The organism is Streptomyces kanasensis, assembly GCF_043077165.1.
GTDB lineage: Bacteria > Actinomycetota > Actinomycetes > Streptomycetales > Streptomycetaceae > Streptomyces > Streptomyces changanensis.
Window position 1 is genome coordinate 267,291 of sequence record NZ_JBIBSF010000009.1, and the last position, 22,039, is coordinate 289,329.

The following is a 22,039-nucleotide window of genomic DNA, read 5'->3' on the forward strand; positions in this document are numbered from 1 at the left end:
TGCCCGCCACCCTCCCCCGGGCCTCCCGGGTGGTCCGGGGCGGCCGGGGGACGGGCGGCGGGTCGTGCCGGGACCGGGCGGACGGGGGGTCAGGCGTCGGGGGCCAGCCGGATCACGTTCCACGACAGCGGTTCGAGGGCGACGTCGAGGGTGCCCGCTTCCAGCCGGGCGCCGTGGCCGGTGTGCGGTACGACGCGCTCCGGTTCGGCCAGGGTGTTGCGCGCGTCCGGGTCGGCGTCGCTGAGGACGCTGTGCTCCACGATCCGGCTCACGCCCAGGCCGGGCAGCGCCACGCGCAGCGGCAGCGGCCGGCTCTGGTCGCGGTTGACGGCGAAGACGGTGACGGTGCCGCTCTCCGGGTCCCGCACGGCGGTGGCGTGCAGCAGCGGCACCTCGCCGTAAGCGGCGGTCCGGTACGTGGGCGACTCGGCCCGTACGTCGAGGACGACGCCGCGTCCGTACCGGGACGCCTGGGCGAAGGGGTGGAACGTCGTCTGCCGCCAGGCGGGACCGCCCGGCTCGGTCATGATCGGGGCAATCACGTTGACGAGCTGGGCCAGGCAGGCGACGGTGACCCGGTCGGCGTGGCGCAGCAGGGCGATCAGCAGCGAGCCGAAGACGACGGCGTCGGTGACGCTGTACTGGTCCTCCAGCAGCCGCGGCGCCTCGGGCCAGTCCAGCGGGTTCTCCTCGGCCTCCGCCTGGAAGCGCCTCTGGTACCAGACGTTCCACTCGTCGAAGGAGAGCTGGATCCTCTTCTTCGACTTGAGCCGGGCGCCGACGTGGTCGCAGGTGGCGACGACGTTCTCGATGAAGGACTCCATGTCGACGGCCGACGCGAGGAACGAGTCGCGGTCGCCGTCGACTTCCTCGTAGTAGGCGTGCAGCGAGACGTGGTCGACCAGGTCGTACGCCTCCGTCAGGACGGTGGCCTCCCAGGCGGCGAAGGTGGGCATGGCCTGGCTGGAGCTGCCGCAGGCCACGAGTTCGAGGCCGCCGTCGATCTGGCGCATCGCGCGGGCCGTCTCCGCCGCCAGCCTGCCGTACTCCTCGGCCGTCTTGTGACCGGTCTGCCAGGGGCCGTCCATCTCGTTGCCGAGGCACCACAGGCGGATGCCGAACGGCTCCTCGTCGCCGTGGGCGACGCGCCGGTCGGACAGTTCGGTGCCGGCCGGGTGGTTGGCGTACTCCAGGAGCCGGACCGCGTCGGCCACGCCCCGCGTGCCGAGGTTGACCGCCATCATGGGCTCGGCCTGCGGGCCGATCTTCTTCAGGAAGGCGATGAACTCGCCCAGTCCGAACCGGTTGGTCTCGGTGGACCGCCAGGCGAGGTCCAGGCGGCGCGGCCGTTCGCCGACGGGGCCGACGGAGTCCTCCCACCGGTACCCGGAGACGAAGTTGCCGCCGGGGTAGCGGATCACCGTGACGCCGAGCTCGCGGATCAGCTCCAGCACGTCGGTGCGCAGTCCGGCCTCGTCGGCGGCCGGATGGCCGGGTTCGTGGATCCCGGTGTACACGCAGCGACCCAGGTGCTCGACGAAGGAGCCGAAAAGACGGGCGTTCACCTCTCCCACGGTGAAGGCCGGATCGAGCGTGAAACGGGCGATGCTGTCGGGCATGGTGTCCTTCCGGGAGTGCGGGTGTCAGGGGGTGACGACCGGACCGGTCGTCCCCGACCGGGGGCGGGGGGCCGGGACCGGGCGGGTGGCCGGCCGTCGTCCGCCGGGCCGGCCTGATCGCGCGGGGTCCATGAAGGGCGGCTCCTTCGTTCGGCGGGACGGAAGGGAGCGACCGCGAAACGTTCGACATACCGTCAGCCGCACGCCACTTCGAACGGGACCGTAGACGTGGGTCGGTGAACCGTCAATGACTTTCACCGAGATCACGGACGACGTCTGACCTGCCGAACGTCGGGCTCACCGGGACGTGCTCGCAGCGTCCGCGGCACTGCCGGGGCCGTACGGGAAGTTGACGCGCAGGGCGTTCGACCCTACGTTCCGTCCGAACAACCGATCCTCGTTCGACATACAGAACAGGAGTGTCCTCGTGAGCCGCACGAGAACCGCCCCTCCCGCTCCCCACCGCCGCCCTGCCCGCCCCTCGCCCCGAGCGCCGCGTCGGCGCGCCCGAAGCCCGGCCGGGGTCGCGGAACCCATCCAGGGGTGCGGACCCGCCCACGCGGTTCAGGCGGCGATCCGCTCAGACGCGTGGCGCAGACAGAGGGAACCGGTTCGGCCGAAGCGGTTCGCGCCCTCTCGTCCGCTCGCGGGTCCCGCCATGAGGCACCGTCCGCGACTCGGACACATCGGCACGCGATGTCGCGACGCGATTGAGTGTGCACCTCACGTACCCAGGGAGTCGGCGGAGTCGGGGTGCTCAAGCCGGCACGGGGGCTTGCCAGGGGGAGCAGTGCTGACGGCGTGCGGAAGGGCGGCGCCGGTGACGGCGGCGCAGCGGGTGCTGCCGGCGGCACCGGCGGCGGCCAGGACGAGGCCCAGGTGGTCGTGACCGGGGACATCATCCGCACAGCGCTCATCAGCAAGACCGCGGCCCTCTGAGGGTCGGCGCCATGAGGACGCCGGATCGACGAGGACGCCGGCGACAGCTTGCGGGCCTGCGAGGAGCGGACGGGGACGAACTACGGCGGGTTCGTCACGATCGGGTCGACGCTGCCGGTTCTCGAAGACGACGGCGGGGCGTCGAGCCCCCGATGATCAGGTTCACCGTCCTCTCGTTCCGGTCGACGGACGCTGCGAAGGTCGCGCTGAAGGGCATGGCGGCCGAACAGCGACAGGGGTGGGCCGAGACGAAGCCGCTGGAGATCTCGGCCCCGGCGGCCCGGGGCGGGCGGCCCGCATGGACGCGGCGGTGACCCGTCGGCCGGACGGACCCCGCGCGCGGGCCGTTCGGCCGCGCCGTCACCCCGTGGCTTCGCAGCCGGATCAGAGCGGCATGCGGAAGCGGATGGTCGTGCCGGTGTCGGCCGTGTGGGCGCGGACCAGTTCGGACACCTGGTTGACCACCAGGAGGCCGCGGCCGCCGATCTGTTCGGGGCGGCGCGCGAGGCGCCCGGCGAGCGGGTCGCCGAGCCGGCCGGCGTCCTCCACCTGGCAGTACACCCGCCCGTCGTGGTGCCAGAGCCGCACGGTGCCGCGACCGCCGCCGTGCAGGACGCTGTTGGTGGTCAGCTCGGCGACGGCGAGGGCCAAGTCGTCGAGGGGGCGCTCGGCGAGGCCGAATCCGCGCGCGACGGAGACCGCGAAGTAGCGGGCGTCGGGCAGGGTGGCGTCGTCGAAGTCGAGGGACGCGGCGGTGGCCGGCGCGGGCAGCGGGCGGTTGCCGGCGGCGATGCCCCGCTCGGGCGCGTAGGCGGCGCTGGCGGTCTCGACCCCGTCGTCGATGACGACGGGGTGGGTGGCACGCGCGTCGGCGAGGACGTCGGCGTCGAGGCCCGCGGCGTCGTACGGGCAGAGGACGGTGACGGACCGGCCGTGGAACGCGAGGTTGATGAGGGCCTCGTGCTGGACGCAGGCCGGGTACTCCTCCTCGGTTCGGGAGGCCCAGATCGGTTCGCCGATGATGCGGACGCGGCCGGTGGGGAAGCGGTCGGCGAAGGCCATGAGGACGCCGGGGATGATGCGCCCGGGGTTGCGTCCGGCCTCGGTCATGTCGAGGAGGCGGACGCGTTCGGCGGCGGCGCCGAGTTCACCGCGCAGGAGCCGCAGCCGCTCGCCGGGGACCGCGACGGCCACCGGCTCGTCCTTCGCGAGCCCGTCCAGGACGAACGGTACGGTCCCCGCCAGGTACGCGGCGTCGTCCCGGTAGAAGAGCGCGGGATGGACGAAGGAGTCCATCCCGTTCCGGGTGTTCATCGCGGGCTCACCCCGTTCCTCGGCCTGTCCGGTCCGGCGGTGCCGGAGGACGCGGGTGTGGTGGGCGCGCCCGCGGGCTCCGTGGCGCTCGTCACCCCCGACCCGTGCCGCCCCTGCCCCGGTCCGCCGCCGGGCGGCGGGGTCGGCCGCCGGCCGCTCCGTACCTGTGTCACCATCCCCGTGCACCGGACGATACAGCTCCCGCTCCGCCGTCGCGTGGGCGACGCACCTCCTCCGGACGCCCGGAGCCTACCGGGAGCGTATTTCCCGATCGGCCGAGGTCATGCCAAAAAGGATCGACCGGCCTCCCGGCACCGGTGTGAGGGGGAAACCCGCAGGCAGGGCGCCCCGGTCGGCGGCCGGGAGCGGGCCCGCGCGGCCGGTAGTGTGGCCGACGGCACACCCGGACGGTGTGGGGCGGACGGCGTGGGCGGCGCCCGCCGACGCCTGGTCGGCACGGCGCGGCTCGGGGATATGGTTGTGACCCCGGGACGGCCCGGCCGGGGTGCCGTACGTGGAACCGACGGGGCCACCGAGAGGTGGCGCCCGCCGCGTGGAAAGGTCCGTCCGTCGGCCCGGGGCGGCTCGCGGGCAGGTGACGGGAGACGTTCGGCGACGATGGCACGGAGGGAGCGGCAGACCGTGAGGTGGTGCTTCCCACGGGGCGCGGTGTGCGACGGCCCGCGGCCCCACCGTGCACGATCGCTCGGCGGGGACCCGGGATCGAGGCGTGGCGCGCGGGGCCGGGCGACGAGGTCCGACAGCGCTGATTCGGAGTGTCACTGTTATGGGAGTGAATCCGGCACCCTCTCACGACGGGTCCCGGGCGGCCGCCGAGGCCGCGTGCGAGGTCATCGAGTTGCTGGAGGTGCTGTGGGAGCGGGGCCGGGACGCCGTCTCGTCCTCTCCCGTGTCGGCCTCGCAGCTGCGGGTGCTCTACAGCCTGGACCGCGAAGAGGGCATCAACCTCCGCACGCTGGGCGAACTGCTCGGCTCCGCGCCCTCCTCGGTGAGTCGGCTCTGCGACCGGTTGGAGGCGCTGGGCTTCGTCGAGCGCGGCTCCAGCCCCGTCAGCCGCCGTGAGCTGGAGCTGCGCCTGACGGGCCACGGCAAGGCGTACCTGCGCGAACTGCGGGCGCGGCGCGAGGAGGTCCTGCTCTCCTCCATCGCGGGCATGACGCCGACGGCCCGCGAGGCGCTGTCCAAGGGGCTGCGGGGCTTCCGCGACGCCATCGGGACCAAGCTGCCCACGAGGCGGGCCGACGAGTCCGACGACGAGGCGAGATCCGCCTGACCCGCTCCACCCCGACGGGGCACGGGTGCACGGTGCTCCTGCCGATCGCCCCGCCGCAACCACCTCCCCGCTTCCGGGCGGCAGTTGACGGTCCAAGACTGTTGCCCCCGGGACACTGTTGTCAAATAGCAATGATCTTTCGGGTGGGCGTCCGCCGGATTCAGGTCGCGGGCCGGCCGCGCCAGTCGAGGCACAGCACCAGCGCGTCGTCACCGAGCGGCGAGTCCCCCCGGTGGTCGGCGACCGCCCGCAGGATCGCTCCGGGGACCTGCGCCGCGGGCAGCAGGCCCGTCGCCGCGAGCTCCCGGGCGAGCGCCCGTTCGGTGAACAGCTCCTGGCTCGGCGAGACGCTCTCGTACACGCCGTCGCTGGCGAACAGGAGGCGGTCACCGGGCTCGACCCTGAAGCGCTCCGGAACGTAGACGGTCTCGTCGAACATGCCGAGGGGCAGTTGGGCGTCGAAGGTGAGCTCCTCCACCTGGCGGCCGCGCCTGCGCCACACACGCGGCGAGCCGGCCTCGACGACCTCGACCTCGCCCGTGGCGAGCTCGAACCGCATGAGGAGCACCGCGACGTGGGCGCGGCCGCCGTACTGCGCGTAGACGGCCTGGTCGGCCAGGCTCGCCTGGTCGGCGAGGGGCAGTCCGGCGCGGCGGGCGTTGCGCAGGGCGTTGACGGCGAGGTTCGACAGCAGGGCCGCCTCGATGCCCTGGCCCATGCCGTTCGTCACGGTGACCGTGAGGTGATCCGAGGACGCCGACCAGTCGAAGTTGTCGCCGTAGATGGCGTATGCGGGCTCCAGTTGGGCCCCGAGGGAGAACTCGGCGCGCGTGCACGAGCGGCCGGGCAGGAGCTGCCACTGCATCTCGGCGGCCAGCGTCAGCCGGGCGGCGCGCCGGGCCATCAGGTAGAGGTCCGTGTCCCGCTCCGCGACGAGAATCTCGTGCCCCAGGGCCTGGCAGATGTGCTCCAGGTCGGCGACGACCCCGGGGGCGTAGCGGTCGGCGGGGAGCCGGACGGAGAGCACCCCCAGGCGGTCGCCGCGGATGGTGACCGGCAGGTGCACGTCCACCACGCCCGCCGCGTCGCGGTGGACGACGTGCGGCTCCTGCGCGCCGAAGGCGCGGCCCTCGGGGCTGTCGTGGAGGGGCACCGCCTCGGCGGCTCCCTCGGACGCCTGGACCGGCTGCAGGTTCTTGAGCCCGTAGTCGGCCATGCGCAGCTCGACCCGTCCGGCGCCGTACTCCTCGGTGAGGGCCATGCGGACGACGTTGAGCAGCAGGTGCGGTTCCGCGGCGCGCAGGGCGCGCTCGACACTAGTGATCTTGTTCACGTCGTCCTGTTCTGGGGATGCCCGACTGGTCCGTCCGGGTCGTGACGATCACGCGCATTCTATGTCCGAGGCGACAACAGTTGCCGGACGGCAAGGACCTTCTACGCTCCACGGCGGGCAGTTGGTATAGATGAACGCCGAGCCGGGTCACCTGGAAGGCCCCGGATGCACGGGTATCGACGGTCTTCGTGAGGTGAGTGCCAGTGTCCACCAGTCGCTTCATGATCGAGTCCGTGGAGGCGGACCGCGTGTTGGTCCTGCGCGGCGAGCTGGACATCGAGGCCGGGCCGTGGCTGGTGCGCGCCGCCGAGGACGCCGTGGCGCAGGGGTGGGACCGGCTGGTACTGGACTGCCGGCAGGTGAGCTTCTGCGACTCCAGTGGCCTGAACACACTGCTGCGGCTGCGGATGGTGACCTCCCGGGCGGGGGTGCCGCTGGTCCTGGCCGACCCGTCGCGCAGCATGCGGCACGTGTTGCGCATCACGGAGACGGACCGGGTCCTGACGTTGACGGACACCCTGGAGGAAGCCTTGGGGCGGCGACCCGAGGAGGCGTCCGACAGCCCGGAACCCGGGGTCTGAGCGGACCCGGAGGGCAACCGCGGCCGGCCGGGGCGGCGGCCCCCCGATGGCCCTATTGTCTGGATTCAGACACCAACCTTTGCCGCTCGACAACTGTGGCAATATGGGTCGACGCGATGGCTGATCATCTGTCCGGCCACCGACCAGGAAGTCGCCGGCCCCAGGGGCCGGCGGCACGTCCGGACCGAAACGAGGGGCGGGAACCATGACTGTGGGCCCGGGCACGGAGGAGCGCACGGTGGTGGAGCACGAGAACGACGGCGAGCGCGCCGGCGCCGTGCCGGAGCGAGACCTCCGGCAGCTCCTCGCCGGCCTGACGGCGGTGCGGGACGGCGATTTCCGCACCCGGTTGCCGGACGACCACGACGGGCTGCTCGGCGAGATCGCGTCGGTCTTCAACGGGATGGTCGACCAGCTGTCCCTGTTCACCTCCGAGGTGACCCGCGTCGCGCGCGAGGTGGGCACCGAGGGCCGGCTCGGCGGCCAGGCCCGCGTGCCGGGCGTGGACGGCACGTGGAAGGACCTGACGGACTCGGTCAACGCCATGGCCGGCAATCTGACGACCCAGGTGCGCGACATCGCCCAGGTCGCCACCGCCGTGGCCCGGGGCGACCTCTCGCAGAAGATCACCGTCGACGCCCAGGGCGAGATCCACGAGCTGAAGAAGACCATCAACACGATGGTCGACGAGCTGTCCGCGTTCGCCGACGAGGTGACGCGCGTCGCGCGCGAGGTGGGCACCGAGGGCCGCCTCGGCGGCCAGGCGCAGGTGCCGGGAGTCGGCGGTACCTGGCGCGACCTGACCGACTCCGTGAACTTCATGGCCGGCAACCTCACCGCGCAGGTGCGCTCCATCGCCCAGGTCGCCACCGCCGTCGCGCAGGGCGACCTCACGCGCAAGATCGACGTCGACGCCCGGGGCGAGATCCTGGAGCTGAAGACCACCATCAACACGATGGTCGACCAGCTGTCCGCCTTCGCGGACGAGGTCACCCGCGTCGCCCGCGAGGTCGGCACCGAGGGCAACCTCGGCGGCCAGGCCACCGTGCGGGGGGTGTCCGGCACGTGGAAGGACCTCACCGACAACGTCAACGTGATGGCGTCGAACCTCACCGGTCAGGTGCGCTCCATCGCCCAGGTCGCCACCGCCGTGGCGCGCGGCGACCTCTCCCAGAAGATCACCGTGGAGGCGAAGGGCGAGGTGGCCGCGCTCGCCGGGGCCATCAACACCATGGTGACGACGCTGTCGGCGTTCGCCGACGAGGTGACCCGCGTGGCCCGCGAGGTCGGCACCGAGGGCATCCTCGGCGGGCAGGCGCACGTCCCGAACGTGGCCGGCACGTGGAAGGACCTCACCGACAACGTCAACTCCATGGCGAAGAACCTGACCAACCAGGTCCGCAACATCGCCCAGGTCACCACCGCCGTCGCGCAGGGCGACCTCACCCGGAAGATCGACGTCGACGCCCGCGGCGAGATCCTGGAGCTGAAGACCACCATCAACACGATGGTCGACCAGCTCTCCTCCTTCGCCGCCGAGGTCACCCGCGTCGCCCGCGAGGTCGGCAAGGAGGGTCGCCTCGGCGGCCAGGCCGAGGTGGAGGGCGTCTCCGGCACCTGGAAGCGCCTCACCGAGAACGTCAACGGGCTGGCCGGGAACCTCACCCGGCAGGTCCGCGCCATCGCGGAGGTCACCAGCGCCGTCGCCGAGGGCGACCTCACCCGGTCGATCTCCGTCGACGCCTCCGGCGAGGTGTCGGAGCTCAAGGACAACATCAACGCCATGGTGGAGTCCCTGCGCGAGACGACCCGGGCGAACCAGGAGCAGGACTGGCTCAAGACCAATCTCGCGCTGATGTCCGGCCTCATGCAGGGCCAGCGCGACCTGACGGTCGTCGCCGAGCTGATCATGGACGAGCTGACCCCGCTCGTCGGCGCCCAGTACGGCGGCTTCTACCTGGCCCAGGAGGCCCGGGCCGGCGTCGAGCTGTCCCTCATCGCCTCGTACGGCATGCCCGTCGCCGGCTCCGACCGGCCGGCCCGCTTCCGGCTGGGCGAGTCCCTCGTCGGCCAGGCCGCCCGCAGCCGGCGGACGATCGCCATCGACGACCTGCCCGGCGGGTACGTCAGCATCTCCTCCGGGCTGGGGACGGCCGAGCCGTCCAGCCTGATCGTGTTGCCGATCGTCGTCGAGGAGCAGGTGCTCGGAGTGATCGAGCTGGCCACGCTCGGCACGTTCACGCACGTCCACCGCACCTTCCTCAACCAGCTGATGGCGACGATCGGTGTGAACGTCAACACCATCGTCGCCAACGCCCGCACCGACGAGCTGCTGGAGGAGTCGCAGCGGCTGACCGCCGAACTGCAGGCGCGCTCCGAGGAGCTCCAGGAGCAGCAGCAGGAACTGCGCAAGTCCAACGCGGACCTGGAGGAGAAGGCCGCGCTGCTCGCGGCGCAGAACCGGGACATCGAGGCGAAGACGCAGGAGATCGAGCAGGCCCGCCAGGAGCTGGAGGACCGCGCCCGGCAGCTGTCGCTGGCGTCGAAGTACAAGTCGGAGTTCCTGGCCAACATGAGCCACGAGCTGCGCACCCCGCTGAACAGCCTGCTGATCCTCGCCCAGCTCCTCGCGCAGAACCCCACCCGCAACCTCACGCCCAAGCAGGTCGAGTACGCGGGGGTCATCCACTCCGCGGGCTCCGACCTGCTCCAGCTGATCAACGACATCCTCGACCTGTCCAAGGTCGAGGCCGGGAAGATGGACATCTCCCCCGAGCAGGTCCCGCTGCGGCGCCTCCTCGACTACGTCGAGGCGACGTTCCGGCCGATGACCACGCAGAAGGGGCTGGAGTTCCTGGTCAGCGTCGCGCCGGGGGTCCCCGACGAGCTGGTCACGGACGACACCCGCATGCGGCAGGTGCTGCGCAACCTCCTGTCGAACGCGGTGAAGTTCACCGAGGCCGGCGCCGTGGAGCTGCGCATCGCACCGGCGACCGAGGACGAACTCCCCGAGCAGATGCGGGACCACGGCCCCGCCCTCGCCTTCCACGTCACCGACACCGGCATCGGCATCGCCGAACACCAGCTGGAGTCCATCTTCGGGGCGTTCCAGCAGGCGGACGGCACCACGAGCCGCAAGTACGGCGGGACGGGCCTCGGGCTCTCCATCAGCCGGGAGATCGCCCACCTCCTCGGCGGCGCCGTGCACGCCACGAGTGCCCTCGGCGAGGGCAGCACCTTCACCTTCTACCTGCCGGTCGCCCGCTACGCCCCCGCCGGCCCGGCGGACAAGGAACAGCCGCGGGCCGAGAAGGAGGTCGCCCGCTCCGGGCAGGACGCGCCGTCCGGTGCGCCCGGCCGGCTGCCGGGCCGCCGCCGCGTCCTCGTCATCGAGGACCGGCCGCGGGGACTGCTGTCGCTCGTCGCCGAGAGCGCCGTCGCCGAGCTGGCCGACAACACCGGCGTCGCCGACTCCCTGCCCGGCGCCCACGTGCGCACGGCCGTCGGCCCCGAGGAGGCGGCCGCGGCGCTCGCCGCCGAACCGTGCCACTGCGTGGTGCTCGGGCTCGACATGCCCGACGGCGCCGCCATGCGCTTCCTCGCGGCCGTCGGCGGGGATCCCGCGCTGCGCCAGGTGCCGGTGCTCGCCCACCACACCCGGCGGCTGGAGGAGGACCAGAAGCGCCAGCTGGAGACCTGGTCGACGGACAAGCCCTGGGAGCTGCTGCCCAGCCTGGACGAGCTGCGCGAGCGCATCGCCCTGCACCTCACCGCCGACCACCCGGCCGACGTGCTGCCCCGCGTGCACGGCCCGGTGGCCGCCGCGGTGGACGGCGCCGGGGCCCCTGGCGACAGCGACCTCGCGGGCCGGGTGGTCCTGGTCGTCGACGACGACGCCCGCAACGTGTACGCGCTGACCGGCATGCTGGAGATGCACGGCATGCGCGTCCTGCACGCCGAGAACGGCCGCCAGGGGTTGGAGATGCTGACGAACAACCCGGACGTCGAGCTGATCCTGATGGACGTGATGATGCCGGAGATGGACGGGTACGCCGCCACCGCCGCCATCCGCGCCATGCCCGACCACGCCGACCTGCCGATCATCGCGGTGACCGCCAAGGCCATGGCCGGTGACCGCGAGAAGGTCCTCGCGGCGGGGGCCAACGACTACATCACCAAGCCCGTCGACGCGGCCGCGCTCGTGGACCGCATGCGGCGCTGGCTGCGCCGATGAGCGGCGACGAACAGCGGGTGGAGGCCCTGGCCGGCACCGTCGAGCAGCTGCGGCGCGACCTCGACCTCGCGCAGCAGTCGGCCGACGCCCGGGCCCTGATCGGCATCGCGACCGGCATCCTCGTCGAGCGGGGCCACGGCGGGCCGATGGAGTCCTTCCGGCACCTGGAGGAGCTGGCCCAGGCGGCGCGGCTGCCGCTGCTGGAGCTGGCCGCCGACATCGTCAACGGCGCGGCGGGCGACGACGTCGCCGCGGCGGCGCCGGTGGCGACCGCGGCGGCGCGGCAGGTCGTCGCCCCCGAGCAGTCCGCCCCCGGCGAGGTGCTGCGGATGCGCACCGCCGAGGCCGGGTCGCTGACCGGCGACGCGCAGGCCGTCGTGGACTCCATGCTCGACCAGGCGCTCGCGCCGCTGGGGGCGAAGGCCGCCGCCCTGTGGGCGGCGATCCCGGGTGGCGCGCTCGTCCTCGCCGCGCACGCCGGCTTCGTCCACGGCGAGGCACAGCGCTGGCACTACGTACCGCCCGGTGTGGGGACGCTCGCCCAGCGGGCCGTCGCCGACCGCCGGCCGCTGTGGTTCGGCGACCTGCCCACCGACGTGCCGGGCATCGGGCAGCGGCGCGGTACGACCGGGGCCCGGGCCGTGCTGCCCGCCGAGGTGTCCGGCCGCGTCATGGGCGTCCTGGAGGTGTGCTGGCCGCACACCCAGCCGCCGCTGTCCGGCATGGCGGCCCGGCAGCTCGACGCCCTCGCCGACCTGTGCGCCCACACCCTGCCCGGCTCCGAGGCGGCCCTCGCCGAGCCGCGCACCCCGGACAACCCCGCGGGCCCGCTGGTGGAGTTGGCCGACAGCCTGCTCGACCCGACGATGGTGCTGCGGCCCGTGCTCGACGACCGGGACCAGGTCACCGACTTCACCATCTCGTACGCCAACGAGCGCTTCAGCGACATCGCCGGCCGCGCCCGGTCGACGCTGATCGGCATGAGGCTGCTGGAGGCGTACCCGCTGACCGCCCGCGAGGGCGGGCTGTACGAGTACGTGCTGCGCGTCCACGCCACGGGCGAGGCGTTCCACGCCGAGCGGATGGCGCTGAGCGCCCTGGTCGGCGAGGTGCCCCTCACGTCGGTGGCGGCCGTCGGCATCGGCCGGTACGGCGATTCGGTGCTGCTCACGTGGCGGCTGGAGGACGAGGCCACCCGGCTCGCCGCGCTGCTCCAGCACGCGCAGCGGCTGGGCCGGATCGGCGGCTTCGAGGAGAACGTCGTCAGCGGCGAGATCACCTGGAACAGCCAGCTGTTCGCGCTCTTCGGGCTGCCGCAGGGCTCCTCGCCCGTGCCGCTGGAGCGGCTGCACCACCACGCGCACCCGGACGACGCCGTGGCCATCGGCCGGTTCCTGCGGGCCGTCCTGTACCACCGGCACGCGGCGTCCACGGCCGTACGGCTCCAGCGCGCCGACGGCGTGGTGCGCCACATCCGCATCGTGGCGGAGCCGGTGACGGGTCCGGACGGCGCGCTGCTGGCCGTCCGGGGTGCCTACCAGGACGTGTCGGCGCAGCACTGGACGGAGGTGGCGCTGGCCGCGACGCGGGACCGGCTCGCCGACTCCGAACAGCGCGTGGCCGAGCGGAACCGCCTCGCCCTCCAGCTCCAGCAGGCGATCATGCCACCGACGTCGGCGCCGGTGGACCTCGCCGACCTGCGGGTCGCGGTGCGCTACCGGCCGGCGGAGGAGGGGCACCTCGTCGGGGGCGACTGGTACGACGCCGTGCTGCTGCCCACGAAGAAGGTGCTGCTCGTCGTCGGGGACGTGGCGGGCCACGGCATCGAGGCGGCGACCGGGATGGTGGTCCTGCGCAACGCCCTGCGCGGACTGGCGGCGACCGGTTCGGGTCCCGCGCAGCTGCTCGGCTGGCTGAACACGGTGGCGCACCACCTCACGGAGCACGTGACCGCCACGGCCGTCTGCGGGGTGTACGACCCGGAGACGCGGGTGTTGCGCTGGGCGCGGGCGGGACACCCGCCGCCGGTGCTGGTGCGTGACGGCGAGGCGTCCGCGCTGCCGCTGCCGCGCGGTCTGCTGCTGGGTGCCGTACCGGACGCGGAGTACGAGGAGCACCGGCTGCCGTTGGAGCTGGGCGACCGGTTGTTCATGTACACCGACGGTCTCATCGAGCGGCGGGACCGTTCGGTGGAGCACTCGCTCCAGCAGCTGCTGCCCATCGCCGGGCAGAGCACCCGCGACCTGGGCGAGCACCTGGACCTGCTGCTGACGCACAGCCGGTCCGACACGGACGACGACACCTGTCTGATCGGCGTGCAGGTGGGCTGAGCGGGTCGACTGGAGGGGTGGTGGCCGGGCAGCCGGGGCGGGCGGGCCTCGGCGGCCCGCGCGAACGGACCGGGGCCGGGCGGCCTCCGGGCGTGCGGGGGGGGGTGAGCCGGCGGCGGCACTGCCGGGCGGGGCCCGGCGAATCCGGACGGGTCTCCCGAGCGGGCCGGGGCCGAGCGGGCCGGGGCCGGATGACTGGTTCACCGGGCGGGTCTGCCCCGTGCGGCGTCCCGACGTCCCGTGGGCGCCCCCGGCGGCCCGGTGCTCGGGCGGCCCGGCGCCCCCGGCGCCTCAGGAGGTCGTCAGGAGGCCCTCCCGCAGGCGCCGCACGGTGCGGGCGAGCAGCCGCGACACGTGCATCTGCGACACCCCGAGCACCTCGGCGATCTGCGCCTGCGTCCGCTCCTCGACGAACCGCAGGTGCAGGATGGTGCGGTCCCGCTCGTCGAGTTCCGCGACGAGCGGGGCGAGGGAGTGGAAGTCCTCGATGAGTTCGAGGGCGTGCTCCTCGACGCCGATGAAGTCGGCGAGCACGGCCTCGCCGTCCGGTGAGTCGCCGCGCACTGCGGCGTCGAGCGAGGCCGAGCTGTAACCGGCGGCGGCGACCTGGGCCTTGCGGACCTCGTCCTCGGTCATGCCCGTCAGGTCGGCGAGTTCGGAGACCTTCGGGTCGCGGCCGAGCCGGGAGGTGAGTTCGTCCGTCGCGCGCACCAGCTCCTGGCGCGCCTCCTGGAGCCGGCGCGGGACGTGCACGGCCCACGAGGTGTCGCGGAAGAACCGCTTGATCTCCCCGAGGATGCAGGGCATGGCGAAGGTGGTGAACTCCACCTCGCGGGACAGGTCGAACCGGTCGATCGCCTTGATGAGGCCGATCATGCCCACCTGGACGATGTCGTCCATGTCGCTGCCCGGCCCGCGGAAGCGCCGTGCGGCGAAGCGGACGAGCGACATGTTCATCTCGATGAGCGTGTTGCGCACGTACTGGTGGTCGTGGGTGCCCTCCTCCAGCGTCGCCAGCCGGTCGAAGAACGTCCTGGAGAGTTCACGGGCGTCCTGGGGGGAGAGCCGCTGCGGCTCGACGCCCCCGGGGATGCGCCCCTCGCGGTCCGCCGCCGTCGACGTCCCCGCCGCGATCACCGTCATGTCCCCTCCGATTCTGCCGTCGTGCCCGCCGTGCCGGCGCGCGTGTGGGTGGTCGGGGCCGGGCCGGGCCCGGCGGCCGGTCAGAGCGCGAGGACCGGGTCGTTCCCGTGGGCCTCGGCGAGCCGGCGTCGGACCGCGGCGAGCGCGTCCTCGACGTCACGGGTGCCGGTCGAGACGCAGAGCGTGTACGCGACGTCCTCCATGCGGCGCCGCACCTCGGGGCCGTCGGCCTGCGCGCGCCGGGCCTCCAGCGACGCGTACTCCTCTGCCAGCTTGCTCAGCACGGCGGGGTGGGCCATCAACACGGCTCGTCTCCTCTCGCTGCGGCGGGCGTCCTACGCCTCGCCTGGAAGCGCTGCTACCCCCGACCCCCGCGCCCATGCCGGTGCGGTGCCCCGGTTCGGCGCAAAAGCGCGGGCCCCGGCCGAATCGTTTCGGTCGGGGCCCGTCGCTGAGGAGGCGTCAGTCCGTGGACAGCGCCTCCAGCAGGTCGCCGACCTTCGGCTCCGGCAGCGCCCGCGCCACGTCGGCCTGGGCGACCATGCCGACCAGTTCGTGGCCGTCGATGACCGGCAGACGGCGCACCTTGTGGCTCGTCATGGTCCGCAGGATCTCGTCCGCGTCGTCGTCCGCGCCGATCGTCACGACCTCACCCTGGGCCAGTTCGCCGGCCTTGCAGCTCGCCGGGTCCTTGCCGGCGCCGAGCACCTTCACGACGATGTCGCGGTCGGTCAGCATGCCCTTGAGCTTGTCGTCCGTGCCGCAGATGGGCAGGGCACCGACTCCGAGCTCCTTCATCTTCCTGGCGGCGTCGAGCACGCTCTCGTCCTCCCCGACACACTCGGCGCCCTCGGTCATGATCTCTCGTGCCGTCGTCATGGTGCGGCCTTCCCTCCTTCGATGACCTTCCGACCGCGCGCCGTCCCGTGGGACGCGACGGCGGCCGGTGTTCCGACGGAACGACGGGTCCCCCGCCATCCGGCCCGGCTAACCCCGTTTCCCCCGATCCGCAACCGGAGGGCGGCATCGGCATGCATGTGCGAGGAACGGGCACACGGTCGTCCCCCGAATATGGAGGACGCCATGACCATGACAGAGCCGCCGGTCGACCGGGACACGAGAACTCCTCCTGCCTGCCGCACGGGGGACGACTCCGTCACCGACGACGACGTCACCCGTGACGACCGGCCGGAGTCGGCCCGGGACCGGGTGAACCGCAGGTGGCAGGAGATCCTCCAGGAGACCCGGGTGGCCCAGACGGGCGTCCAGATCCTCTTCGGCTTCCTGCTGAGCGTCGCCTTCACCCCCGTCTTCCGCGACCTGGGGACGTTCGACCGGGCGGTCTACGTCGCGACGGTGGTGACCGGCGCGTCCGCCACCGCGGCCCTCATAGCCCCGGTCTCCCTGCACCGGTTCCTGTCCGGCCAGCGCATGAAGGACGAGTTGGTCGGGACCGCGCACAAGCTGATGATGTGCGGCATGGTGCTGCTCGCCCTCACGATCGGTTGCACCCTGCTGCTCATCCTCCACGTGGTGGTCCCCGGTCTGCTCGCGGAGCTCCTGGTGGGCGGGGTGATGCTGTGGTTCGCGCTGTGCTGGTACGCCCTGCCGCTGTGGCTGCGGCACCGGTCGGGCCGCCGCGGGGACGACGACCCGGCGGTACGCGAATGAGCGGCGGCGCGTACGGGTCGCACGACGGCGCGTACGGGTCGGGGCCGGGCGGCGGGCGCCGCGCGGGCCGGACCAGGAGTGGGAGCCGACGATCGGGGCAGGCGGGCTGGACCCCAGCGCCGAGGAAGGGTGAGTGACGTGCGGAGTGTGGGTGTGGAGGAGGAGCTGCTCCTGGTGGACGGCCGTACCGGGGAGCCGCGCGCCTTGTCCGCGGCGGTCCTCGCGGCGGCCTCCCGGGACCCGCAGGGCAACGAGGAGGTCTTCGAGAGCGAGCTGCAGCGCCAGCAGCTGGAGTTCGCGACGAAGCCGCAGACGGACATGCGGGACCTGGAGGAGGAGATCCGGCGGTGGCGGGCGGAGGCCGCCCGGCACGCCGAAGGCGTCGACGCCTCGGTCGCCGCGCTGGCGACGTCCCCGCTGGAGGTGAGCCCGACCATCGGGAACGACGAGCGCCACCAGTGGCTCAAGGAGCACTTCGGCCTCACGGCGCAGGAACAGCTGACGTGCGGCTGCCACGTCCACGTCTCGGTCGACTCCGACGAGGAGGGCGTCGCGGTCCTGGACCGCATCCGGCCCTGGCTGCCCGCCCTGCTCGCCATGAGCGCCAACTCGCCGTTCTGGCAGGGCGAGGACAGCGGGTACGCCAGCTACCGCAACCGCGTGTGGGGCCGCTGGCCCTCGGCCGGTCCCGTGGAGGTGTTCGGCTCGGCGGACCGGTACCACGAGCAGGTCGCCGACATGGTGGCCAGCGGCGCCCTCAAGGACGAGGGCATGGTGTACTTCGACGCCCGCCTCTCCCGCTCGTACCCGACCGTGGAGATCCGGGTCGCGGACGTCTGCCTCGACCCGTCCACCACGGCCCTGATCGCCACGCTGATCCGGGGCCTGGTCGACACGGCGGCCCGGGAGTGGCGCGACGGGGTGCCGCCCACGCGGCACGGCGTCGCCCTGCTGCGCCTGGCGTCCTGGCGGGCCGCCCGGTCGGGCCTGGAGGACCAGCTGATCCACCCCGTCACGATGCGCCCCGCGCCCGCCGAGGCCGTGGTGCGGGCGCTCTTCGACCACGTGCGCGACGCGCTGGAGGAGAACGGCGACCTCCTCGGCGCGCAGGACGCCTTGGCCGGACTGCTCGCCACGGGCAACGGCGCCCGCGTCCAGCGGACGCTGCTGCACCGCACCGGGAGCCTGCAGGAGGTCGTGGCGGAGTGCGTGCGCCGCACGCTCGCCTGACGCACCGCGCCGCGCCCCCCGCGGTGTGACGGATCGGCCGGTCGCCCTACGGCGACCGGCCGATCCGTGTGTACGGGAGGCGGCCGACCTGCGGCGGAGCCCGGTTTACCGCGTCCGCTCCCCTTTCGGGCGACGGGCGCGGCGCTCCCTTGTGACGGCCACCCGGCGGTACGGACGCTGGTTCCCGGGCGCCGATGGTCGGGCGCCCCGCCCGCGCGCGTGCGGCGTGCCGGCCGCCCGCCCCTCATCGAGGAGGTGCCGTCTTGGCGCCCTGCCGCATCCCCCCGGACCACGACCCCGACGTCATCAGGACCGTCCACCGGGTCGGCCTCAGGCTCGCCGTGTCGGACAAGGTCATGCTGGCCGCGTTCGAGGCCGGCTGGGTCGAGTCGCACATGAACAACCTGGACTGCGGCGACAAGGACTCGCTCGGCGTCTTCCAGCAGCGCCCCAGCCAGGGCTGGGGCACGCCCGAGCAGATCATGGACGTGCCGTACGCGGCCGAGCGGTTCTTCCGCGCCGCGATGGGCGTCGAACGGCGGTCGCCCGGCCTGTCCGCCGGCCGCACCGCCCAGGAGGTGCAGCGGTCGGCCCACCCGGACCGCTACGACGCGGCGGAGGACAAGGCGAGGGCCCTCCTCCGCGAGGCCGAGGCGGCTGTTGCCGCGCTCCCGCAGGTCGGGGCGCCCGGGACCCCCGCACCGAGCGAACCCGTACCACCGCGGGCCGTACCGCCCCGGGCCGTCCCCCCGCAGGCCGGGCAGGCGCGGTCCGGGGAGGCGCGGCGGTCCGGGGAGGCGCGCGCCGGGTCGGCCGACGCGGCGGAGGCGGGGCAGTGACCCGGCGCGCGCCGTCCCGGCCGCCTTCCGGCACCTGACCGCCCGGAGGGCCACCGGCGGCCTCCGCCCTACGTCGCCCCCGCCGCACCCCGGTCACGCCCGATCAGGGCGTGCCGGTGCGGCCCCGGGGCGAGTCCCGCTCGCGGGAGCCGGCGGCCGTGACCGCCGCCGCGCAGGGACGTGCGAAGCGGCCCCTCGCATCCACGGCACCCCGGGTGGAGCCGTCGGTGCCCGAGAACCGACCGGCTCACTTCGGTGGGGCGGTTGCCCGTGGACGGCGCGCGGAGCGGGTGCGGTGCGCCGGGCGCCGCTCGTCGTCTCCGGTCGGACCGGGTGGGGCGCAGGGTGGCCGAGGGACATGACGGTGCAGGTCGAATCGTTCCGGAGGAGAAGCGGTGACCACACCCGGTCCATCCCGGCCGAGTCGAGTCCCCGGTGGCCACCGCGAGGAGGACCGATTGGCCCGATAGTCCGACTAAGCCTTGCAGGGTTGTGATCTCGCCTGACCGTACAGATAGCTGGTGGACGGGGCGACCACCCGGTCGCGGAGCCTGACGGCCCCGCCACCAGGCCGACCCCACGGCACAGCCGCCACCCACCGCCCGGGTGGGTGGCGAACCGACCGGAGGAGTAGTCATGAAGAAGGCGTACGAGGCTCCGACCCTGGCCCGGCTGGGCAGCTTCCGGAAGACGACGGGGCTCCTGCAGCGCTCCGGCAACGACCGACTGATCCTCAGCAAGAACTGACGTTCCTGACCTGACGTCATGACGGAACTGCACGACAGTGCGGGGACGGGCCACGGCGGCGCGCACTTCGCGGTCTTCACCGACCGCGCGGACGCGGCCGCCGCGGCCCGCTCCTTCCGACGCCCCGGGACCCGCGTCCTGGCCCACGCCTCGGGGAGGCCCTGGCTTGTCGGCCGGTGGGACGACGACGAACTCGTCTCCGCCCGCGCCGGCTCCGCCGCGCTCGCCCTGGTCGGCACCTGCCCGGTCGACGCCGCCGAGGTGCACCGGGTCGCCGGCCGCCTGCGCGACCTGGCCGACCTGGACGCCTGGGTAAGGTCCCTGCCCGGCAGCTTCCACCTGGTCGCCGCGCTCGACGGCCGGACCAGGGTCCAGGGCACCGCGTCCGGCCTCCGCCTCACCTACCACGCCGACCTCGACGGGGTGACGGTCGCCGCCACCCGCGCCGACTGGCTCGCCGCCGCCCTGGGCCGCGCGCCCGACCGCGCGCAGCTGGCCGTACGGCTGCTGTGGCCGGTGCCGCACCCGCTGTCCGAGGCGTCCCTCTGGGAGGGGGTCCACGCGGTCCCGCCGGACGAGGCGCTCGTCGTCGCGGCGGACGGGCGCGGGGTGCGCCGCTCGCGGTGGTGGACGCCGCCGGAGCCGGTCCAGGCCCTGGCGGACGGGGCGCCGCTGGTACGACAGGCCCTCGCCGACGCCGTGGACGCCCGCACCCGGGGCGGCGGCGTCGTCAGCTGCGACCTGTCCGGCGGGCTGGACTCCACCTCCGTCTGCTTCCTCGCCGACCGGTCACCGGCCCGTGTGGTGGCGAGCACCTGGCCGGGCCGCGACCCCGCCGACACCGACCTGGAGTGGGCCCGCCGGGCCGCCCGCGCCCTGCCCGACGTGGAGCACGTCGTGTGGGACGCCGACGCCTCGCCACTCGTCTACACCGGCCTGCTCGGCATCGACGACCTCCTGGACGAGCCGACGATCGGGGTCATGGACCGGTCGCGCGTCCTGCACCACCTGCCCGGCATGGCGCGCCGGGGCAGCCGCCTCCACCTGACGGGCATCGGCGGGGACCACGTCGCCTGGTGCTCGGAGGCGTACTACCACCGGCTCGCCCGGAGGCGGCCGCTGTTCGCCCTGCGGCAGCTGCGCGGCTTCCGCGCCCTGTGGCAGTGGCCGCTCGGCGGGACACTGCGGGCGCTGGCCGACAGCCGGCCGTACGGCAGGTGGTTGCGCGACTGCGCCGTCGACCTGCGCGGGGCGCGGCCCGCCACCGTCACCACCAGCCTCGGCTGGGGCATGCCTCCCCGCCTGTTCGACTGGGTCACCCCGGACGCCGCGGAGCTGGCGGGGCGGGCGCTGCGCGACGCGGCCGCCGGGGCCCGGCCCCTGCACCCGGACCGCGGTCTCCACACCGACCTGGAGCAGATCCGCGGCTGCACCCGCGTCATCCGCCAGTGGGACCACATGGCCGCCCGGGCGGGGCTGCCCATGGCGTCCCCCTTCCTGGACGACCGGGTCATCGAGGCCTGCCTCGCGGTGCGCCCCGCCGAGCGGGTCTCCCCGTGGCGGTACAAGCCCCTGCTCACCGCGGCGATGCGCGGAATCGTGCCGGAGGAGTGCCTGCGGCGCACCAACAAGGCGGCCGCTTCCATGGACGCGGCGGACGGGCTGCGGGAACACCGCGCCGACCTCATGGCCCTGTGGGAGGACTCCCGGCTGGAGCGGCTGGGGCTCGTCGACGGAGCGGCCCTGCGCCGCCTCGCCCAGCGTCCCTCCACGCCGGAGCTGCGCGATGCGGTCCTCTACTCGACCATCGCGGCCGAGGTGTGGCTCCGCGGCCTCGAACCGGCCCGCGACGGCACGGCCCCCGCCCGCCCCTGACCGCTCCCCCGACCGGATCTCCCCGACGCTCCCCCTCCGGTCGGCCCCTCCCCCAGCCCGCCCCGACCATCCCGGCGACCGGCCCCGGCGCCGCCGGGCGCCCACCACCAGGAAGGACCCTCGCATGGCACTGCGGTTCTCGGCGGACGTGTCCACCGCGAAGACGGACTACGGCACCGTCCTCCTGGACGAACGCGGCGGTGAGTACTGGGAGCTGAACCCGAGCGCGACCCTGGTGGTCGGCGTCCTGATGTCGGGCGGCGACGAGTCCGCCGCGGCGGCCGCCCTGGTCGCGGAGTTCGACGTCGACCCGGAGGGCGCCGCGCGGGACGTCGCGGCCCTCGTGGGGGAGCTGCGGGCCGCGGGGCTGGCCGCATGACGACACCGTCCGCGCTCGAACGGCCCGAGGGCGTACCGTTCGCCCGGCGGTGCGCCGCCCGGCTGGTGCTGCTGCCGGCCCTCGTCCTCTCCCTCCTCCCGCCCCGCCGGATCCGCGGCGTCCTCGACCTGCTGCGGCGGGGCGCCGCGCCGGCGAGCGCGGCGCAGGCGGCGGACGCCCGTGACGCGGTGTGCGCGGTGAGTCTGCGCTGCGCCGGCCCGAAGGGCTGCCTGCCGCGGTCCCTCGGCGCGGCGCTGCTGTGCCGGCTGGGCGGCACGTGGCCCACGTGGTGCACCGGTGTGCGCGTCGTCCCCCCGTTCACGGCCCACGCCTGGGTCGAGGCGGAGGGGCGTCCCGTGGGCGAGGACGCGCCGGACGACTACTTCACCCGCCTGATGGCGATCGGGCCCGTCCCCCGGCCGCCCCGCCGGTGAGCGGCGCGCACGACCCCGACGGCGCCGCCGGGGTGCCGGCGGCAGCCGTGGAGGCGACGGCCGAGGGGGCAACGGCG

At 73.9% G+C, this 22,039-nt stretch carries 19 protein-coding genes; 13 read left to right on the top strand and 6 right to left on the bottom strand.

Annotation, left to right across the window (positions count from 1 at the left end; translation table 11 throughout):
* Positions 1-89 precede the first annotated feature (89 nt).
* A complete protein-coding gene (gene arfA, locus ACF053_RS22905; protein WP_391955633.1) occupies positions 90-1,619 on the bottom strand; it encodes an arabinosylfuranosidase ArfA in 1,530 nt (509 codons plus the stop codon).
* A gap of 801 nt (positions 1,620-2,420) precedes the next feature.
* On the opposite strand from arfA, the gene ACF053_RS22910 reads away from it, so the two are divergent.
* Positions 2,421-2,558, top strand: a complete 138-nt coding sequence (locus ACF053_RS22910) for a hypothetical protein (RefSeq protein ID WP_391955634.1) — start codon at positions 2,421-2,423, stop codon at positions 2,556-2,558.
* Positions 2,559-2,710: 152 nt separating this feature from the next.
* On the top strand, positions 2,711-2,872 hold the full coding sequence (locus ACF053_RS22915) for a hypothetical protein (protein ID WP_391955635.1): 162 nt from the start codon (positions 2,711-2,713) through the stop codon (positions 2,870-2,872).
* A 70-nt stretch (positions 2,873-2,942) separates the two neighbouring features.
* Here the strand turns inward: ACF053_RS22915 and ACF053_RS22920 are convergent, their stop codons facing one another.
* Positions 2,943-3,872 carry an anti-sigma factor RsbA family regulatory protein gene (locus tag ACF053_RS22920; protein WP_391955636.1) on the bottom strand — a complete coding sequence of 310 codons (930 nt, stop codon included), beginning with the start codon at positions 3,870-3,872 and terminating at the stop codon, positions 2,943-2,945.
* A 787-nt stretch (positions 3,873-4,659) separates the two neighbouring features.
* Between ACF053_RS22920 and ACF053_RS22925 the strand changes: the two genes are divergently transcribed.
* The gene (locus ACF053_RS22925; RefSeq protein ID WP_391955637.1) at positions 4,660-5,166 is read left to right on the top strand and encodes a MarR family winged helix-turn-helix transcriptional regulator; all 507 of its coding nucleotides are present in this window, start codon (positions 4,660-4,662) and stop codon (positions 5,164-5,166) included.
* A 160-nt stretch (positions 5,167-5,326) separates the two neighbouring features.
* On the opposite strand, the gene ACF053_RS22930 is transcribed toward ACF053_RS22925, so the two are convergent.
* Positions 5,327-6,499 carry a PP2C family protein-serine/threonine phosphatase gene (locus tag ACF053_RS22930; RefSeq protein WP_391955638.1) on the bottom strand — a complete coding sequence of 391 codons (1,173 nt, stop codon included), beginning with the start codon at positions 6,497-6,499 and terminating at the stop codon, positions 5,327-5,329.
* Positions 6,500-6,702: 203 nt separating this feature from the next.
* Here ACF053_RS22930 and ACF053_RS22935 point away from each other — a divergent pair, with 203 nt between their 5' ends.
* The 3 genes from ACF053_RS22935 to ACF053_RS22945 all read left to right on the top strand — a co-directional run bounded on the left by ACF053_RS22935 (position 6,703) and on the right by ACF053_RS22945 (position 13,644).
* On the top strand, positions 6,703-7,080 hold the full coding sequence (locus tag ACF053_RS22935) for an STAS domain-containing protein (protein WP_391955639.1): 378 nt from the start codon (positions 6,703-6,705) through the stop codon (positions 7,078-7,080).
* A gap of 205 nt (positions 7,081-7,285) precedes the next feature.
* A complete protein-coding gene (locus tag ACF053_RS22940) occupies positions 7,286-11,314 on the top strand; it encodes a HAMP domain-containing protein (RefSeq protein ID WP_391955640.1) in 4,029 nt (1,342 codons plus the stop codon).
* The gene (locus ACF053_RS22945; protein ID WP_391955641.1) at positions 11,311-13,644 is read left to right on the top strand and encodes a SpoIIE family protein phosphatase; all 2,334 of its coding nucleotides are present in this window, start codon (positions 11,311-11,313) and stop codon (positions 13,642-13,644) included. The genes ACF053_RS22940 and ACF053_RS22945 overlap by 4 nt, the downstream gene beginning before the upstream one ends.
* A gap of 291 nt (positions 13,645-13,935) precedes the next feature.
* On the opposite strand, the gene ACF053_RS22950 is transcribed toward ACF053_RS22945, so the two are convergent.
* The 3 genes from ACF053_RS22950 to ACF053_RS22960 form a co-directional block, all read right to left on the bottom strand.
* The gene (locus ACF053_RS22950; protein ID WP_391955642.1) at positions 13,936-14,787 is read right to left on the bottom strand and encodes an RNA polymerase sigma factor SigF; all 852 of its coding nucleotides are present in this window, start codon (positions 14,785-14,787) and stop codon (positions 13,936-13,938) included.
* 80 nt (positions 14,788-14,867) lie between these two features.
* On the bottom strand, positions 14,868-15,086 hold the full coding sequence (locus ACF053_RS22955) for a DUF5133 domain-containing protein (protein WP_391955748.1): 219 nt from the start codon (positions 15,084-15,086) through the stop codon (positions 14,868-14,870).
* Positions 15,087-15,249: 163 nt separating this feature from the next.
* Positions 15,250-15,666, bottom strand: coding sequence for a CBS domain-containing protein (locus ACF053_RS22960; protein WP_391955643.1), 417 nt, complete (start codon positions 15,664-15,666; stop codon positions 15,250-15,252).
* A gap of 204 nt (positions 15,667-15,870) precedes the next feature.
* On the opposite strand from ACF053_RS22960, the gene ACF053_RS22965 reads away from it, so the two are divergent.
* The 7 genes from ACF053_RS22965 to ACF053_RS22995 all read left to right on the top strand — a co-directional run bounded on the left by ACF053_RS22965 (position 15,871) and on the right by ACF053_RS22995 (position 21,962).
* Entirely contained in the window at positions 15,871-16,458 is a 588-nt protein-coding gene (locus ACF053_RS22965; protein ID WP_391955644.1) for a DUF6328 family protein, read from the top strand.
* A 138-nt stretch (positions 16,459-16,596) separates the two neighbouring features.
* A complete protein-coding gene (locus ACF053_RS22970; protein ID WP_391955645.1) occupies positions 16,597-17,688 on the top strand; it encodes a glutamate--cysteine ligase 2 in 1,092 nt (363 codons plus the stop codon).
* Positions 17,689-17,951: 263 nt separating this feature from the next.
* Positions 17,952-18,527, top strand: coding sequence for a hypothetical protein (locus ACF053_RS22975; protein ID WP_391955646.1), 576 nt, complete (start codon positions 17,952-17,954; stop codon positions 18,525-18,527).
* Positions 18,528-19,163: 636 nt separating this feature from the next.
* Complete coding sequence (locus tag ACF053_RS22980) at positions 19,164-19,274, top strand: keywimysin-related RiPP (protein WP_391955647.1); 111 nt, start codon at positions 19,164-19,166, stop codon at positions 19,272-19,274.
* 18 nt (positions 19,275-19,292) lie between these two features.
* Positions 19,293-21,149 carry a lasso peptide isopeptide bond-forming cyclase gene (locus ACF053_RS22985; protein ID WP_391955648.1) on the top strand — a complete coding sequence of 619 codons (1,857 nt, stop codon included), beginning with the start codon at positions 19,293-19,295 and terminating at the stop codon, positions 21,147-21,149.
* A 124-nt stretch (positions 21,150-21,273) separates the two neighbouring features.
* On the top strand, positions 21,274-21,528 hold the full coding sequence (locus tag ACF053_RS22990; RefSeq protein ID WP_391955649.1) for a lasso peptide biosynthesis PqqD family chaperone: 255 nt from the start codon (positions 21,274-21,276) through the stop codon (positions 21,526-21,528).
* Positions 21,525-21,962, top strand: coding sequence for a lasso peptide biosynthesis B2 protein (locus tag ACF053_RS22995; protein ID WP_391955650.1), 438 nt, complete (start codon positions 21,525-21,527; stop codon positions 21,960-21,962). Before ACF053_RS22990 ends, ACF053_RS22995 begins: the two co-directional genes overlap by 4 nt.
* The last annotated feature ends 77 nt before the right edge of the window (positions 21,963-22,039 follow it).

Bases quoted from the DNA above. Each gene is read 5' to 3' on its own strand.
- arfA (WP_391955633.1), bottom strand. From the start codon at position 1,619: ATGCCCGACAGCATCGCCCGTTTCACGCTCGATCCGGCCTTCACCGTG.
- ACF053_RS22915 (WP_391955635.1), top strand. From the start codon at position 2,711: ATGATCAGGTTCACCGTCCTCTCGTTCCGGTCGACGGACGCTGCGAAG.
- ACF053_RS22920 (WP_391955636.1), bottom strand. From the start codon at position 3,872: ATGAACACCCGGAACGGGATGGACTCCTTCGTCCATCCCGCGCTCTTC.
- ACF053_RS22925 (WP_391955637.1), top strand. From the start codon at position 4,660: ATGGGAGTGAATCCGGCACCCTCTCACGACGGGTCCCGGGCGGCCGCC.
- ACF053_RS22940 (WP_391955640.1), top strand. From the start codon at position 7,286: ATGACTGTGGGCCCGGGCACGGAGGAGCGCACGGTGGTGGAGCACGAG.
- ACF053_RS22945 (WP_391955641.1), top strand. From the start codon at position 11,311: ATGAGCGGCGACGAACAGCGGGTGGAGGCCCTGGCCGGCACCGTCGAG.
- ACF053_RS22950 (WP_391955642.1), bottom strand. From the start codon at position 14,787: ATGACGGTGATCGCGGCGGGGACGTCGACGGCGGCGGACCGCGAGGGG.
- ACF053_RS22955 (WP_391955748.1), bottom strand. From the start codon at position 15,086: ATGGCCCACCCCGCCGTGCTGAGCAAGCTGGCAGAGGAGTACGCGTCG.
- ACF053_RS22960 (WP_391955643.1), bottom strand. From the start codon at position 15,666: ATGACGACGGCACGAGAGATCATGACCGAGGGCGCCGAGTGTGTCGGG.
- ACF053_RS22965 (WP_391955644.1), top strand. From the start codon at position 15,871: ATGACCATGACAGAGCCGCCGGTCGACCGGGACACGAGAACTCCTCCT.
- ACF053_RS22980 (WP_391955647.1), top strand. From the start codon at position 19,164: ATGAAGAAGGCGTACGAGGCTCCGACCCTGGCCCGGCTGGGCAGCTTC.
- ACF053_RS22985 (WP_391955648.1), top strand. From the start codon at position 19,293: ATGACGGAACTGCACGACAGTGCGGGGACGGGCCACGGCGGCGCGCAC.
- ACF053_RS22990 (WP_391955649.1), top strand. From the start codon at position 21,274: ATGGCACTGCGGTTCTCGGCGGACGTGTCCACCGCGAAGACGGACTAC.
- ACF053_RS22995 (WP_391955650.1), top strand. From the start codon at position 21,525: ATGACGACACCGTCCGCGCTCGAACGGCCCGAGGGCGTACCGTTCGCC.